Consider the following 17,949-nt stretch of genomic DNA (forward strand, 5'->3'; position numbering starts at 1 on the left):
TAACAACAGTATGAAAGCAATAAATAATATAACAAAATTTCTGGTCATTATCTTGCTCTTCTTAACATCCTGTGATGATCTGTTTTCTCCTGCTTTAGAGAACAATAGAGAGTTAGATGATATGTATAATGAACCGGGATATGCACAAGGGATATTAGGATACGCTTATTCCATGCTTCCCTATCAGACTAAATCTGAAACAGACATTGCGACAGATGATGCAGTGACTAACGATAAAGCTAGTAGCTATTTAAGTATGGCAACAGGATCGTGGACAGCTAGTAACGACCCTATGTCTAAGTGGCAGAACTGTAGAGCTGCTATTCAATATCTCAACATCTTTTTAGAAAATGCCGACAAAGTGGCATGGGCAAAAGATCCGAATGTACATATCATGTATTGCGATCGTCTTAAAGGCGAAGCGTATGGTTTGCGTGCTTTAAATATGTACTATCTCTTGATGGCTCATGGTGGTTGGACTGAAGATGGAAAACTATTGGGAATACCTAATATAACTACTGTAGATAATATGAGTACAGATTTCAATGTTCCAAGAGATACATTTCAGGCTTGTATAGATCAAATTTTTAGTGATGTAGAAAAAGCAACTGAATACTTACCTCTTGATTATAATGACATCAGTGATGCAAATATTCCTGCTAAATATAAAGCAATCGGTGTAACCAATGCCAGTGATTATAACCGGGTAAATGGTACTCATATACGAGGTCGCCTTACTGCTCGTATCGCAGAAGCTATTAGGGCACAGGCAGCTTTGCTTGCAGCAAGTCCTGCATATAACACGGGTACAACCGTAACATGGGCTAATGCTGCAGATAATGCAGCTATCGTACTAGATCGTATCAATGGTTTAGGCGGAATAGATCCAACAGGATGGACATGGTATATGAACAAAACTGAAATCAACTCATTGGGATCAGGAGCTGTTCCTAAAGAGATTCTATGGAGAGGGGACAAAGATAATAGCACCGAAGATTATGCAATGGGGCTTTCGCAAGAGAAGAGTAATTATCCTCCATCGCTGTATGGAAGTGGACGTATAAATCCAACTCAAAATCTAGTAGATGCATTTCCTATGGCAAGCGGATATCCAATATCTGATCCTGCAAGTGGATATTCTTCAAGTGATCCGTACACCAACAGAGATCCGCGTTTGACAGCTTATGTATTGTATAACGAAACCACGTATGGTACAAATTCAAAGAAAATTGTCACCGGAACATACGGTACAAATGAAGATGCATTAAATAAAGAAAGCACATCTACACGTACCGGATATTATTTGAGAAAACTATTGCGTGACGATTGTAATCCAGATCCGACATATAATACGGCACAATACCATTATCCTGTACGCATACGATTTACTGAAATATTCTTAGCTTATGCTGAGGCAGCAAATGAAGCTTGGGGACCAACTAATGGCAACGGACATTCATACAGTGCTTACGACGTAATCAAGGCTATCCGCACTCGTGCTGGTGTAGGTTCTAATGGAGGAGACCCTTATCTTGAAAGTATTAAAAACAATAAAGATAAAATGCGAGAGTTGATACGTAATGAACGTCGTATTGAACTCTGTTTCGAAAACCGACGTTTTTGGGATTTGCGTCGTTGGAAAGCCAACCTGAATGAGGGTGCTAAAGGTATGCAAATAGATAAACTTGATGGAGCTTTGGTATATAAGGTAATTCCTGTAGAAGCAAGAAGCTACAAAGATTATATGTATCATGGACCTGTGCCTTATAGTGAAACTATAAAATGGAGCAACCTACAGCAGAATCAAGGCTGGTAAATGAATAATCAAAAAATATCTAAATATTGAAAAATATGAAACGATTCAAATTATTGCCTGTATTGTTTGCCGGAATTTTGATTGCATCAATGACATCATGCGAAAATCAAGGTGTTGAATTCCCAAACTATGAAGGTGGAACAACTGTTTATTTTGCCTATCAATACCCCGTGCGTACAATCGTATTAGGAGATGATACTTATGATACGACTTTAGATAATGAGCATCGTTGCGAGATATACGCAACAATGGGAGGTGTATATAAAAACCAAAAGAATATCAGCATAGATATTGCCGTCGATAATGGATTGTGTGATAACTTATTCTTCGAAGACGGTAGTCCGGTTCAAGCTATGCCATCCAATTACTACACTTTAGGGGGGAGTAAGATCATTCTTGATAAGAAGATTCAAGGATCGGTAGGAGTTCAATTGCAAGATGCATTCTTTTCCGATCCCGACGCTTTGAAAAAAACGTATGTAATTCCGTTATTAATGACTAAAGTACAAAATGCAGACAGTATTTTGAGCGGTCGTCACTTGATACAGAACGCACCTCGTACATATTCAGAAGCGTGGGATATTCAGCCTCAAGACTATGTCTTATATGCACTGAAATTTATTAATCCGTGGCATGCAAAATATCTGCGCAGAGGAGTAGATCTTGTAACCGAGAATGGTGCAACTGCAACGAATGTACGTCGCAAACCACATGTAGAAAATGACGAACTTTGTAGTTTAACGACTGCAAGTTTAAAGGTGACTAAATTTCCGGTTAAAACTACTGTTTCTGATGGTTTAGGAGGTGTACAAACTCTTACATGTGATTTACTCCTAACTTTTAATGATAATAATGAGTGTACTATCTCTACCGATACGCAAGGCTATACCGCTAGTGGCTCAGGTAAATTTGTAAAAAAAGGAGAGAAAAATAGCTGGGGTAATAAAGACCGTAATGCTATGTATTTGGAGTACAATATAAACTTCGGATCAAAGCAATATGTGACTAAAGATACTTTGGTGGTACAAACCCGAGGGATCGATTCTGAATTGTTTGTTCCAACTTATAAAACTAATCATTTTTAATTTTACTAAAGATGAGTATGATGAAGTATTATAATAAATTATTGTTGATTATTGTCGCTATGATGGCAATGGTCTCTTGTGTCGATAATTTTGATAGCAACTTTAATGTTGATAAGCCGGCAGATCTCGAGAAATATGAATATCTGAATGAATATGATGTTCTGAAATCGTATGTAGACCGGAAGGCTAATCCAAATTTTAAATTAGGATCGGGCATTACTGTTAGCGATTTTTTGAAGAGGGACATGGTTTATAGTCTTGCCTGTTCCAATTTCGATGAATTAACAGCGGGTAATGCGATGAAATATGGTTCGATTGTAAAAGACGATGGTTCAATGGATTTCTCTCAGGTAGTAAAATTTGTTGATGCTGCTAAAGGTGCAGGTCTTAGTATTTATGGACATACGATATTGTGGCACTCTCAACAAAATAATAAATATCTGAATAATTTGATTGCTGATAAGGAGATTGAAGTCGACCCTAACGATGCAAATAATTGCTTGCATATAAATACAACCGAAGCTAAGGCTAATACGTGGGATTGGCAAATTTATTACGAACCGGCAAGTCCATTAACGGTTGGTGTGACATATACATTAAGCATGAGAATCAAGGCCTCTGCGGCGGCCACTGTAGACTTTTGGCCTACAGATGGTAGTAATGTTCTTTATGGTTTATCTCTTGCGGCAAGTAAAGAATGGAGTAATGTTACTATTCAGTTTACACCAAGTCATGCGTTTAACAAACTTCAGTTCTGTTTTGGTAAATTTGGTGGCGATTTGTATTTTGACGATATTACTTTGACAGCAGTTAATTCTACGGATAATGTAATCAATAATGGCGCCTTTGACAGTAAAGATTTATCAAACTGGGGAAAACCAAGCTGGCATTCCTATTCCTTCAATATTGAAGCACTTGCAGCAGGTCCAGCTAGTTGGTGGAAAAATCTTGTAAGCAATAGTAATTGTGAAGACAATGATGTCTCCTGTTTCTATGCTACTGAAGTATCTAATGGTCCTAAGGCGGCTACATTTAGTGCTGCAGGTACAGGTGCCGGTGGTACGGGACGGGCTATCATTGTTCAGTCAGGCGATAATGCTACTCAGGATTGGGACACACAATTCTTTGTAAAGGTTCCTCACGTATTTAAGGAAGGTGAAAAATATCGTTTCAGTATGAAGGTCAAGGCTAGTAGAAATGTTAGTATTGATTCTCAGGCGCATAAAGAGCCGGGCGGTTATTTGCATTACGCTATGGTGGGCAGTCCTGATGTAACTACAGAATGGCAGGAATATACTAATTCAGGTTCTATCAATTCATCACAAGAAGGAATGAGTACTATAGCTTTTAATCTTGCAAAAAATAAGCTGGCAACTACATTCTATTTTGATGATATCGTATTTGAGATAGAAGAATCAGGCAATACCATTCCTTTGACTCCGGAAGAAAAGAAAGAAGTTTTGACCAATGCGATGGAAAATTGGGTAAAAGGTATGATGGAAGCTTGTGGCGGATATGTGAAAGCATGGGATGTAGTGAATGAGCCTCTGGCCGGTGCTGATAAAGATGGCGATGGTTGGTATGATTTACAATCTGTAAATAATGTATCGGCAGAAGACGCTAAGAATAATTTCTATTGGCAAGATTACTTGGGTGATGACTATGTGCGTACAGCTATCCAACTTACCCGCAAATATGGACCTGAAGATATGAAGTTGTTCATCAACGACTACAATCTGGAATCAGACTGGGATGATAACATGAAACTGAAGAGTTTGATAAATTGGATTGAACGTTGGGAGAAAGACGGAACGAAGATTGATGGTATTGGGACTCAAATGCATGTCTCTTATTATCTAAACTCTGCAACACAAAAGAGCAAAGAAGACCATGTCGTGAAGATGTTTGAACTATTAAAAGCTTCAGGAAAACTCATAAAAATATCTGAATTGGATATGGGTATAGTAGATGAGAATGGTAATGAAATTAAGACAGCAAACCTTACTTTCGAGCAACAGTTATTGATGTCTGAGTATTATAAGTTTATTGTGAAAAAATACTTTGAAATTATTCCTGTGAGTCAACAATATGGAATTACTCATTGGAGTCCGACAGACAGTCCTGACGACAGCGGTTGGAGAAAAGGGCAACCTATTGGGCTATGGAGCTTGAACTATAACCGTAAGCCTGTTTATGCCGGATTTGCGGAAGGTTTGAGTGGTAAATAATAATCTAATGTTTTTTAATGATATGAGATAATATCATATAGGCTTTTAGGTGATTCGTACTTTTTTTGAGGAGACAGCGAAATCTTTGTATAAAGGTTTCGCTGTTTCTCTTTACTATCAAATGATATTAGAAGTTTCATTTATAGGCAGAACTGATGTATGCATATCTTTTCGCAATATTTTGATAGATATAGAAGGGATAGGAGATGAGGTGTCTTTTGTATTTTTATTAGATTAAAGAAGATTAGTTCTCTTGTGTATAAGAAACTGTTTTTAGCTTTTAGAAAAGCTTTTATATTTAATTGTTTATGATTGTTCTATTTGTCTGTTTATAAAAATATAATTAAAGAGAGTTGCATAAACGCAAAAGAGGCTGTCTTAAGACAGCCTCTTGCTTTATTGCTTTATAAAAGTATATTATTGTTAAAAGATTATATATAAGTATGTTATTATTTTACCAAAAGTATATGTAAAATGCAACACAGAGAACTACAACTCCCAGTGATGCGATAACATCCCATTTATTCCAACTCTTGCTAATAAGTTTCTTGTAATCGCTAGAGAAAGTGATAGCATCTATTTGTTGGGCTGTTGGCTTCGGAGTGAAAAATGATACAACGACCATTAGCAACATGATGAATACTAATAACCATATTTCAAAAATAAGCCAATTTGTTTGCCAGAACCAACTTGTGTATTCCCAATACCAGCCGGTCATTGCGTCCTTACCGGTGTTGGTAAATATATTGGTTAATAAGCGTACCATCCCAATAGCGAATCCCACTATCATACCAGCTTCTCCCGCCTTAGGTGTAATTCTTTTAGAAAAGATACCAAGAGCAAATACGGCTACCATAGCAGGAGCGAGTAATGATTGAATACCTTGCAGATAGTCGTAAAGACTACCAAGGCTCATCATAACAGGTATCCAAACAATACCAAGTATTACTACTACAATTGTCGCAATACGACCTACCAAAACATAAGTAGATTCACTCTTATTTTTGAACATAGGTTTATAGAAGTCTTCCGTAAACAATGTTGCACAAGAATTGAAGAATGCAGCCAAAGAAGCAATTAAAGCTGATATAAAACCGATGGTAACAATTCCCTTCACACCCGCAGGCAATACAAATTTAACCATTGAACCGAACGCTGTGTCCGGATCATCCAATGTAAATCCGCTATCGGGACGTGCAGCCAATGCCGCTGCTACCATACCCGGTATTAGGAACATAAACACAGGCAACAATTTGAAATAACCAGCAGCAATAGTACCTCTACGAGCACGTTTCATCACTACATCGTTGTCTTCGCCCTTGCGTTGTCCAAGTACACGTTGAACGATATGCTGGTCGGTACACCAATACCAGAAACCTATTATTGAAGCTCCGATAAATACCCAAAAGCCGGGGTAATCATCATATAACGGATCACCGGTATTGAAGTGAAACATGTGGTTTGTACCGTATGCAACACCATCTTCTCCTACATTCAATGTTTTTGCATAGTCGATCATTGCTGTCCAACCCTCAGGGATGCTGCCTCCTCCAAGAGCAGATAATCCTAGGAAAAGCACAAGGAATGAACCTATAATAAGTATCGGTGTTTGGATTGCAGATAGAGTCATAACTCCTTTCATACCACCGAGAACAGTAAAAATACCCGTTAGTACTATCAAGCCGATAGCCCCATACCAGAAAGGCAAACCGAGAAGGCTTTCCATAAAGATACCTCCTGTAAATGCGGTTACACTCACTTTGGTAAGTACATAGGCTATGAGCGTGATGATAGACAACCACGAACCTGTAGCAGGTGTATAACGGTATTTTAGGAAGTCGGGCATTGTAATGATTTTGCCCATCTTGTTGTTCATCAGTTGATAGAATGGTACGAATAACCAACCTAAAATAAGTATCATCCAGCCTTGCATCTCCCAGTGTGCCATACCCACTCCGGCTTTAGCGCCTGTTCCGGCAAGTCCTACAAGATGCTCCGATCCGATGTTTGCTGCAAAGATGGCAGCACCTATTATGTACCATGGTTCGCCTTTTCCGAACAGATAGTCTTCGCTACTGGCACCCTGTTGCAGGCGTTTGTCTTTTTGTATCGAACGCCAGACAGCCCATGTTACTGCCAATATCCCAACTGCAATAATCACCCAGTCGAGCCAAATAAATTCGTGTGAATTCCAGTTCATAGTATGATATTATGTTTAAGAGAATAATTCTGTTTCAGTAAATTTACCTAGTTTTTGATATTTTGCATATATCTGCATATATACATCATGTTTCGCCATATTAGGTTTGTATTCGTGAGCAAAACCTTGTCCCATTGCTTTCTGAGCAGCTTTAATGTCAGGATGAACTCCAGCTGCAACAGAAGCAAACATTGCTGCACCAAAGGCGCATGCCTGTTCTGATTTAGCAACTTTTATAGGCATTGCCAATACGTCTGCCAATGTTTGCATGACCAATGGCGATTTCAGGGAGATACCCCCTATACCAATTACGCTATTGATTTCAATTCCGTTTTCGAGAAAGCGATCTACAATTGCTTTCGACCCAAAAGCTGTGGCCTCTACCAACGCTTTGAAAATTAGAGGAGCAGAACTGGCTAAATTTAATCCTGTTATTGTTCCTTTTACCATTTGATTGGCATCAGGCGTACGACGTCCGTTCATCCAATCGATTGCTAAAATAGAACTTTCTGATACGGGAATTTTTTCAGCTTCTTTAGATAGGGTAGGGATTATCTTGTCAAGAGTTTCGTCTATTAGTTTTTGCTTTGTTTCCTGATCTATTAGTGCCGAGTCTTTTAGTATATTCTCCAAAGGCCAAGCCAATACAGATTTGAACCAGGCATAAATATCACCAAAACCAGATTGTCCGGCTTCTAGACCTACCATTCCCGGAATAACAGATCCATCTACCTGTCCGCAGATACCAGGTATTAGTTTTCCGTGCATATCTTCATATGGAGCAATCATAATATCGCAAGTAGAGGTTCCGATAACACGAACAAATGCCTTCGGTTCTATTTCGGCACCTACTGCTCCCATATGACAGTCAAACGCTCCTACACCAACAGCTACATTTGTTGTTAATCCAAGCCTGCCAGCCCATTCTTCTGTTAGGTTTCCTACTTTAACTTCGCTTGTGTATGTATCGTGAAATAGTCTTTCTCTATACCCTTTCAGTTCGGGTGCTATTTCTACAAGAAAATCTTCTGTTGGCAAGCCGTCCCATTCTTTCAGCCACATGGCTTTGTGCCCTGCAGCACAACGTCCTCTTACTATATCTGATGGCTTTGTTGTGCCTGTAATTAGAGCGGGCATCCAATCACAATGCTCTATCCAACTGTAAGCTTCTCCGGCTACGGCTTTATCTTCTTTCAGAACATGTGCCACTTTTGCCCAAACCCACTCACTGGAGTATATACCACCTACATAGGCGGTATAGTCGATAGGCCAACGTTTGGCTACCTCATTTATTTTAGCTGCTTCTTTGATCGCTGTATGATCTTTCCAAAGGACAAACATTGCATTTGGATTTTCTGCAAAATCAGATCTTAGAGCTAACACCTGTCCGTCTTTATCAATCAGGGCAGGAGTAGAGCCTGTAGTATCAAATGACATGCCTACTACTTGCTCTGCTGTACCTGCCGGAGACTTACTCAGAGCCTCCTTTACGGATTCTTCTAAAGCTTCTATATAATCGAGAGGGTGTTGTCTGTATTGGTTTTTTTGAGGATCACAGTATTTCCCCTGTATCCATCTTTTATAATATTTGACTGATGATGCAATTTCCTTTCCTGTTTCAGCTTCTATGATTACTGCTCGGCAAGAGTCAGAACCGTAATCAAGTCCTATTGTATATTTCATATATTTTATTTTTCATAAATAGTATGAAATTCACATTTCATTATAGTTGGTAACTATAGTATATGTTCCTTTCATAAGGTAGTTAACTTTTTAATGATAAAATAAGTATAGGGAATATCACTACTCCCCATACTTGAAACAATCTAACTCAGCTTAACGCTGTATTTAATAAGTAGTATACTTCATTTACTTTCAACTCAAACTTAAAGTTATTTATGGTTGTATTCTTGTCTATAGTTACCAGTTCTATACCAGCTATATCAGCATAGTCTTCCAGCATTTCGGTAGTGACAGAATAAGAGAAGCTTGAGTGATGAGTACCACCTGCCAATATCCATGCAGCGGCACCAATTTCAAGGTTCGGCATTGGTTTCCACAATGCACATGCTACAGGCAATTTAGGTAGTGGTTTCGGTTCTTCTACTACTACTTCATTTACAATCATACGGAAGCGATTACCCATGTCTACAATTGTAGCTGCAACACCTTCACCCTTATGTGCTTGAAATACGAGGCGCGAACAAGTGCGAGCATCGCCAATACCAAGGAAATGAACTTCGATGCGAGGTTTTGTTCCGGTTATATCCGGATTGATTTCCAACATATGCGATTGCAGAATAGTACTGTTCTCTCCATCGAAATTGAGCGTATAGTCTTCAAGGAACGATTGACCACCGGGCAGTCCTTTTCCCATTACCCACATTGTACGGACAAGGGCAGCCGTTTTCCAGTCCCCTTCGGCTCCGAATCCGTAGCCTTCCGCCATGAGGCGTTGAGAAGCAAATCCCATCAATTGTTTCATGCCTTCAAGTTCATTAAAGCTGGTCGTGAATCCCTTCGCTCCCTTTTCTTGAAGAAAACGACGAAGCCCTATCTCCTGAGCTGCTGCATCACGTACAAATTGATGTTTTTCTCCTCCTTTTTTGCAATCAGCAGCAAAGTCATATACTTTTTCGTATTCAGTAATTAATGCATCTATTTCAGTTTCTTTTACGGCTTCTATATACGGAACTAATGTTGCGATAGGTGCATTGTCTACATGATAACCCAAACGCATTTCGGCTTCTACCTTATCTCCATCTGTTACAGCGACGTTGTTCATATTATCTCCGAAACGAATGATAAGCATATCCTGAGCATCAGCCCATCCTGCGCATACACGCATCCAAGAAGCTAGTTTTGCCTGTACTTTTTCATCAGACCAATGTCCGACAATTACTTTTCTGTTTTTGCGCATACGGCTTACCATATGCCCAAATTCACGGTCGCCATGTGCTGACTGATTTAGATTCATGAAATCCATATCGATTTCATTCCAAGGAATTTCTTTGTTGAATTGGGTGTGAAAGTGTAGCAGGGGTTTCTTGTAATTCTTTAATCCCTGTATCCACATTTTTGCAGGAGAAAAAGTGTGCATCCATGTTATTACTCCAATACATTTATTGTCAGAATTAGCATCAGAAAAAGCCTTTGCTATTTCTTTAGATGAATTGACAGTTCCTTTATAAACAACTTTGATAGGTAGTTTGCCTGAGTCGTTCAAACTTTTTACCATTTGAGTAGAGTGTGAATCCACAGCAACAACAGCATCGCCTCCATATAATAATTGCGCTCCTGTAACAAACCAAATTTCTAAATCTTTAAAATCCATGATATTATTAATTGTTAATGAATTGTTAATGAATTGTTAATTAAGTTCCAACATTACAACCGATTTGGATGGTAATGTTATCGATATTTTGTCTTTTGATAATTTCGCTCCTGTAAATGCTTTCACTGAAACAACATCGGGAGTGTCGAAGGAATTGTAGTCATTTATTTTGCCAGATGTCAATACTTGTCCCGAAACGTTTTTAACTTCTATTCCCCGCAAATCGGCATCTATGCTTTGTTCTTTGTTGGGATCTATATTTACCAATGTAATATGAACTTTTCCTGAAGCGTCTTTTGATGCTGATACACTGATGGCATCAATTTTTTTCCCATTCAGCTCGTATTTAGCAGAAGATAGTGAAATAGGAAGCAAAGTTGCATCTTGATGAACTTTATAAAGATAATAGACCCAATAAGTAGGAGTCAATAACATCTTTTCCTTGTCGGTTAATATTACAGCTTGTAATACATTTATTGTTTGCGCTATGTTAGTCATTTTTACCCGATCGCAATAGCTATTGAATATATTCAAATTGATAGCAGCAATAATCGCGTCGCGCATAGTGTTTTGTTGGTAGAGGAACCCCGGATTGGTTCCAGATTCTACGTTATACCAAGTACCCCACTCGTCGGGGATAAGGGCGACTCTTTTTTGCGGATCGTATCGGTCCATAATGTTTGAATGTCTTTTTAACAAATCATTCATTTTTAGCGTTTTTTCTATAGTCACATAGTATTCCGCTTCGTCGAATTGTGTAGCGGAACCTTTGTCTTCCCAATTCTTTGGAATTGTATAATGGTGCAAAGACAATCCCTGCATTTGACGTGCTGCATTTTTCATTAAAGTCTCTGTCCAATTATAGTCGTCTGAATTAGCGCCTCCGGCAATAAGATAGAGTTTGTTGTCGCCATAGTTTCGGCAATAAGTGGAATAACGTTTGTACTGATCTGCATAAAATTCGGCAGTCATATTACCTCCGCAGCCCCAGTTTTCGTTTCCAACTCCCCAGAAAGATACTTTCCAAGGTTTCTCGCGGCCATTTTGACGACGCAGGTTTGCCATTGGGCTTTCTCCATCGAAAGTAATGTATTCTACCCATTTAGACATTTCTTCCACTGTGCCACTCCCTACGTTTCCACAGATGTAGGGCTCACAGTTCAACTGTTCGCAGAGATCGAGAAATTCGTGCGTGCCAAAACTGTTATCTTCGACAACTCCTCCCCAATGAGTATTCACCATTTTAGGACGTTTATCGCGAGGGCCAATCCCATCCATCCAATGATATTCGTCGGCAAAACAGCCTCCGGGCCAGCGCAAATTAGGAATTTTGATATCGCGTAAAGCTTTTACTACATCGTTGCGGATACCTCGCGTGTTGGGAATGGGGGAGTCCTCACCTACCCAATAGCCTCCGTAAATACAATGTCCGAGATGTTCAGAAAAATGTCCATAAACATGTTTGCTGATAACATCTTTCCCCTGATCTGCATTAATAACCAATTTATTTTGGGCTACTGAAATAACAGCGACACCGCTTAGAAATAGTATGGAAAGAATAACTTTTTTCATGGTATAATATTTAAACGTGTGTAACATTTTTATTGTCCGTAATATGCATCCGGACCATGTTTTCTGAAAAAGTGTTTTTTTATAAGCTCATCATTCATCTTTATTTGTGGGTTGATGCTATATGCCAAATAAGCCATTTTAGCGACTTGTTCCAATACTACTGCATTGTGAACAGCATTATGCGCATCTTTTCCCCACGAGAAAGGACCATGATTATTGACAAGAACTCCCGGTGTATAATCCGGATTTAGAGCGGCAAAACGCTCGATAATTACATTACCTGTTTCGAGTTCATATTTGCCTTCAATCTCTTCTTTTGTCATTTGTCTTGTACATGGTATCTCATCTTTAAAGTAATCGGCATGAGTGGTGCCGATATTAGGTATATCACGGCCTGCCTGAGCCCAAGATGTGGCGTAAGTAGAATGAGTATGTACAATTCCCCCTATATTTGGAAAGGCTTTATATAAAGCTATATGAGTTGCAGTATCGGATGAGGGTTTTAATTGTCCCTCTACAATTTTTCCATCTAAATCGAGTACAACCATATCTTCAGCGTCCATCTTTTCATATGATACTCCTGAAGGTTTGATTATTACCAGATTTTTCTCTCTATCGATAGCACTAACATTTCCCCATGTGAATATGACTAATCCATGTTTTACCAGATCCAGATTAGCATCGAATACCTCTTTTTTTAATGATTCTAGCATGATATTATATATGGTTTAAAAGCTTATTTAAAGCATAAGTGTTCACTATACACTTATGAGTACAATGTTAATAATAAGTGTAAAAATATACACTTATTTTGATATGTTTTAAAACATGTATTAAGAGTTCTTATGTCTAATTTGATCTGTTTTCAAAAAAGATGGAAAATAAAACCTCGAATCTTTATTTTATATCTTTCGAAATGAATGCAGACAAGGAGAATATTGTAGTATATCCTATTGTTTTGGGTTCTATTATTTAGGTAGTTTGTGTTTAAGGAAAGGCCTTGTTAGGAATCCAAGATTCAATCTTTTAGTTTATATAGGTAAAACAAGAAAACAAGACTATTATAGAAGTTTATAGAAATAACTGTTATTTGAATTGCTTAAAAATCCTATTTATATTTATGTTGTACTCTTAATTATTTAAATAAAGAGTACATGGTAAAATAACTTTATATTGTCCTTTCTCACCAGCTTGTTTGCTTTTTTCCTGAATCTCTCCGAGTAAAATATCTACAGCATTTTTACCTATATCTGCAACGGGCATTTTTGCAATGTTAATTTTTGGTGCTAAAATTTTGAATAAAGATACACCATGTATGCATGCCAGTTGAAATTGTCGATTAAAGTCGATTCCTTTGTTATCAAAATAAAGGAAGGCCTCTACTGCTAGAATATGTGTGGTGAAAAAGAAACCATCTACATCAGGTACTTTTTCAAATATATTATCTAGTACTTTTACAATTTTATTATCATAATCTTCATATTCTATATTTCCCACAAGCGCTGGATTAAATTTGATACCGGAATCTGACAATGCTTGTTTATAACCCTCATTTCTTTCACCCATTGTAGTAAGATGAGAGTTTGTGGTAATAAGTGCAATGTTTTTGCACCCCATACCTATGAGATGCTTTGTTAATTTGTAGCTACTTTCCTTGTTGTCGATAATTATATAACTTGTTTGCAGTTCAGGAAAATAACGGTCGAATGTTACTAAAGGAAATTTTTCAGATATAAGCCGCTCTATTTCAACTTTCGATCGCTTAGTTGGTGCTATAATTATTCCATCTACTCCCTTCGATTTGAACATTTGTATAACAAGGTCTTCTTTGTTGAAGTCCGATTCGGAACTTGCTATCATCAGAGAATATCCATGCATGTTGGCTTGATTTTCTATTTCTCTGGCTATTGAGGAATAAAAATAATCGGATATGGAAGGCAGGATAAGTCCAATGGTTTTGGTCTGCCCAATATTCAGACTTCGAGCTATTAAATTTGGCTGGTAGTTCAATTCTTTTGCACAATTTAGTACAATCTCTTGTGTATTTTTACTTATACCTTTTTTCTCTGCTTGTCCGTTTAGTACCCATGATACTGTGGTTTTAGACAAGTTTAATTTTTCTGCAATATCTTTAAGTGAAACCCTTGTTTTCATATATAATACACAAATTGGTAATTTTCTATATTTAACGGTTAAATATTTAACTTATCTGAATGATATATAAGTATATTAGATATTTATATGTGCAATAGTAGGTTTAGTATTATTACCAACTACATCTACATTATCTTAACTCTGATTAGGTTCGGATATCTATAGATAATTGTTTTAGTATTATTTCGCTTCATCTATACATATAAATACCTATTTATGTCTCTAAAAGTATATATAAGGATACCAATTCCTTTTTATCATTCAAATATAATATACTATTTATATTTCTACAAATGTATATTATTTTACTTTCTCGTTAAAATAATAATACTTTATTTTTATCTTATATAAGAATCCTCACTCTTGTTTCTTTCCTAATCGAATGTATATTAGATTCTATTTTATAATTATAATATATTATTAATTAGATGTTTGTTTGTTATTTTAATGTCTCTATTCTAAATGTTCCATTTTTTAACAATGGTTAATTATGAAAGATATTTGAACTTTTTATTGTGGTTTTTAAAATAAGAATTAAATTTGTATTGTTTAACCGTTTAAGTTGTGTTTAGGTGTCTTTAAATGAGGTTTTGTTATATGTCTGGATCAATTTAAATAACAAATCCCATTTCTTAGGATAGAGGCGGAAGCATGATTATAATGGAAAAAACGATATTTAAATATAAATTTATTGGATTAATCAATACGGAATAACCAAATTAATATACATGAAAATATAATGAAACCATAATTTTATACGTATGTAATAGTTTGTTAATATGTAGTTTCTACTTTTGCAAACAGTTTTATCGAAAGCTTCTTCTATTTTTTTTGAATATTTTACTAAACCGTTAAAGTTATTCGTGATAAAATAATAATAACCATGCATAAATCTAGATTAACCATAACCTTTTTATTATTGACAAGTCTCTTTATTATTCTAGCACAATCATGTGAAACAAAGAAAGTCAAGATTAACAACTTAAGATGTGAGTATATGCACAATCCTATTGGAATTGATGCTGTTTCTCCTCGATTTACATGGAATTATGAAGCAATTTCAGGACATGACTTTAAACAAGGAAGCGTTCAACTTCTACTTTCAAGGAATAAGGAAGCTCTTTCAGAAAAGACCTCTAATGATATATGGCGTTCGGGAATAATCTCTACCAACGAAATGTTCATTACCCCTGATTCCAGTTGTGTGCTTGAACCGCACACCACATATTATTGGCAAGTTATAGTATGGGACAATAATAAAAAGCAGAAGATTGTATCACCTGTCAGTCATTTCGAAACGGCTTTCATGCAACCTTCAGCCTGGCAAGGAAAATGGATATCAGACAATGAGGCTATAGACAGTCCTAGAGCACCCATGCTACGTAAATCTTTTGAAATAAATGGTAGTAAACAAATAGCGAAAGCTAGGTTATATATTAGCGCCGCCGGGTATTATGATGTTTCTATTAATGGGAAGTCTGTTGATTCTTCCGCCTTTTTGGCTCCGGGCTACACTCATTATGATAAACGGAATTTGTATAACATCTATGATGCAACGTCATTGGTACAATCCGGTAAAAATGTTATAACATCTATCTTAGGAAATGGGTTTTACAGTGCATTTGCACCTGTGGCAACGTGGAGCTTCGAAAAAGCCCGTTGGCGCAACCGCGCTTCTATGATCAGCGAATTACATATCACTTATAAAGATAATACGAAGGATATTATAATATCAGACTCCACATGGAAAGTTTCTTCGTCGAGCCCTTATGTGCAAAACAATATTTACAGTGGGGACACTTACGATGCGAATAAAGAAATTGAAGGATGGGATAAACCTACCTTTGACGACTCTATGTGGGCTAATGCAAAAATAATGAATGCTCCGTCTGATCGTCTGGTTGCAGAAACAGAGCCCGTAATAAGGAAAATAAAAAATATAAACCCGATATCACTAAAGTCTTTTGGCGATACTGTTTTTGTCTATGATTTTGGTGTGAATATGACAGGTGGATGTGAACTAAGAATAAAGGGAGAGAAAAATACAAGAGTAGAGATACAATATGGTGAATTACTGAAGCCAAATGGGCGATTAGAGATGCGAAATCTCGACATCTATTATAAGCCTCTTCCGGGATTGGCTTTTCAAACAGATGTATTTATCCTTGATGGCAAGGAGTGTGTCTTTACACCTAGATTTTCATACAAAGGATTCCAATATGTAGAAATCTGTTCAAGTCGTCCGATAAAACTTGATGAAACAAATGTAACGGCACTTAATTTTCATTCTGATTTAAAAGAAGTCGGTCATTTCAGCTGTTCTAATGACCTGCTGAATCAGATATGGAAAGCTGCAAATCGGTCATATTTATCGAATGTGATGAGTATACCTACCGATTGTCCTCAACGCGAAAAAAATGGATGGACTGCGGATGCTCATATTACGATGGATTTGGGATTACTAAATTTCGATGGTATCCGATTCTATGAAAAATGGATCGAAGATATGATTGATAACCAGAATTCAGAAGGTCGTATTTCCGGAATTATACCAAGCTCAGGTTGGGGATACGATGACTGGATTGGCCCTGTATGGGATGCTGCGATGTTTATTGTCCCAATGGCTCTGTACGATTACTACGGAGACAAACAAAGTATAAATAGAATATATAGCACATGCGAGAGATATCTTGCATATTTGGCAACCAGAGAAGATACTGACGGCTGTGTAACCTATGGTATAGGAGACTGGGTACCTTACAAAACTCAAACGCCTACCGAATATACTACTTCGTGCTATTATTATCTGGATAATCTTTATATGGCTAAATTTTCGGAAATACTAGGTTACGATGGATCGGTTTATAAAGCAAAAGCGAAAAAGCTTAAGGGTTTGATTAATAATAAATACTTTGACTCCCGAAAAAATATATATGCTAACGGCTCGCAAACATCATTGGCCATAGCACTTTATTTAGGAATTGTTCCTGATGGTATGGAGCAAAAGATCGCCGACAATTTATATCAGGCGGTAAAGGGAAATAACGGATACCTCGATTTCGGAGTATTGGGAAGCAAGACAGTACTGAGAATGCTGTCGAAATATGGCTATGCAGATATGGCTTATCAGATGGCTTCAAAAGAAGATGAACCTTCGTGGGGTGCATGGATAAAGAAAGGTTTTAATACAATGCCCGAAACATGGACTTTGTCTCCCGAATTCAGAGATGCATCTATCAATCACATGTTTTTGGGCGATATCAATGCATGGATGTATAATGTATTAGCTGGTATAAACTTTGATCCTAACAATCCCGGATTCAAACATATTCTCATACAACCTCATTTTGTAGAAGGTCTGGATTGGGTGAAAGGAGAGTACAACTCCGTAAAAGGACTTATACGATCTGAATGGAAGCGGGTAGGAGGCAGCATTCAATTAGAAGTCGAAATTCCAATCAATACAACAGCTACTGTTCTAGTAGGAGATAAGACGATTTCTATTGAAGGAGGAAAGCACAAATTCAACTTTTAAATACAACCTAAAATAAATCAATGAA

The 17,949-nt window shown here is 37.3% G+C and carries 10 protein-coding genes; 4 read left to right on the forward strand and 6 right to left on the reverse strand.

Annotation, left to right across the window (positions count from 1 at the left end):
• Positions 1-10 precede the first annotated feature (10 nt).
• Genes E4T88_RS04500 through E4T88_RS04510 form a run of 3 tightly spaced genes read left to right on the forward strand, consistent with a single transcriptional unit; the run spans position 11 to position 5,129 of the window.
• Positions 11-1,816, forward strand: a complete 1,806-nt coding sequence (locus tag E4T88_RS04500) for a RagB/SusD family nutrient uptake outer membrane protein (protein ID WP_135104264.1) — start codon at positions 11-13, stop codon at positions 1,814-1,816.
• 35 nt (positions 1,817-1,851) lie between these two features.
• Positions 1,852-2,901, forward strand: coding sequence for a DUF5627 domain-containing protein (locus E4T88_RS04505; protein ID WP_135104265.1), 1,050 nt, complete (start codon positions 1,852-1,854; stop codon positions 2,899-2,901).
• Positions 2,902-2,921: 20 nt separating this feature from the next.
• Complete coding sequence (locus tag E4T88_RS04510) at positions 2,922-5,129, forward strand: endo-1,4-beta-xylanase (RefSeq protein WP_167755433.1); 2,208 nt, start codon at positions 2,922-2,924, stop codon at positions 5,127-5,129.
• A gap of 454 nt (positions 5,130-5,583) precedes the next feature.
• On the opposite strand, the gene E4T88_RS04515 is transcribed toward E4T88_RS04510, so the two are convergent.
• The 6 genes from E4T88_RS04515 to E4T88_RS04540 form a co-directional block, all read right to left on the reverse strand.
• Positions 5,584-7,329: a sodium:solute symporter gene (locus E4T88_RS04515; RefSeq protein WP_135104267.1), complete on the reverse strand. Its 1,746-nt coding sequence runs from the start codon at positions 7,327-7,329 to the stop codon at positions 5,584-5,586.
• A 15-nt stretch (positions 7,330-7,344) separates the two neighbouring features.
• Positions 7,345-9,012: a ribulokinase gene (locus E4T88_RS04520; RefSeq protein ID WP_135104268.1), complete on the reverse strand. Its 1,668-nt coding sequence runs from the start codon at positions 9,010-9,012 to the stop codon at positions 7,345-7,347.
• Positions 9,013-9,160: 148 nt separating this feature from the next.
• Positions 9,161-10,663 (reverse strand): L-arabinose isomerase, encoded by a 1,503-nt coding sequence (araA, locus tag E4T88_RS04525; RefSeq protein WP_135104269.1) that lies wholly within the window; start codon positions 10,661-10,663, stop codon positions 9,161-9,163.
• A gap of 36 nt (positions 10,664-10,699) precedes the next feature.
• Positions 10,700-12,235, reverse strand: coding sequence for an alpha-N-arabinofuranosidase (locus E4T88_RS04530; RefSeq protein ID WP_135104270.1), 1,536 nt, complete (start codon positions 12,233-12,235; stop codon positions 10,700-10,702).
• A 29-nt stretch (positions 12,236-12,264) separates the two neighbouring features.
• Positions 12,265-12,948: an L-ribulose-5-phosphate 4-epimerase gene (gene araD / locus E4T88_RS04535; RefSeq protein WP_135104271.1), complete on the reverse strand. Its 684-nt coding sequence runs from the start codon at positions 12,946-12,948 to the stop codon at positions 12,265-12,267.
• A gap of 418 nt (positions 12,949-13,366) precedes the next feature.
• On the reverse strand, positions 13,367-14,389 hold the full coding sequence (locus E4T88_RS04540) for a LacI family DNA-binding transcriptional regulator (RefSeq protein WP_135104272.1): 1,023 nt from the start codon (positions 14,387-14,389) through the stop codon (positions 13,367-13,369).
• Positions 14,390-15,272: 883 nt separating this feature from the next.
• Here E4T88_RS04540 and E4T88_RS04545 point away from each other — a divergent pair.
• Positions 15,273-17,924, forward strand: a complete 2,652-nt coding sequence (locus tag E4T88_RS04545) for a family 78 glycoside hydrolase catalytic domain (RefSeq protein WP_135104273.1) — start codon at positions 15,273-15,275, stop codon at positions 17,922-17,924.
• Positions 17,925-17,949: the final 25 nt, after the last annotated feature.

Origin of the sequence: Dysgonomonas mossii, assembly GCF_004569505.1 — a bacterium.
Classification (GTDB): Bacteria; Bacteroidota; Bacteroidia; order Bacteroidales; family Dysgonomonadaceae; genus Dysgonomonas.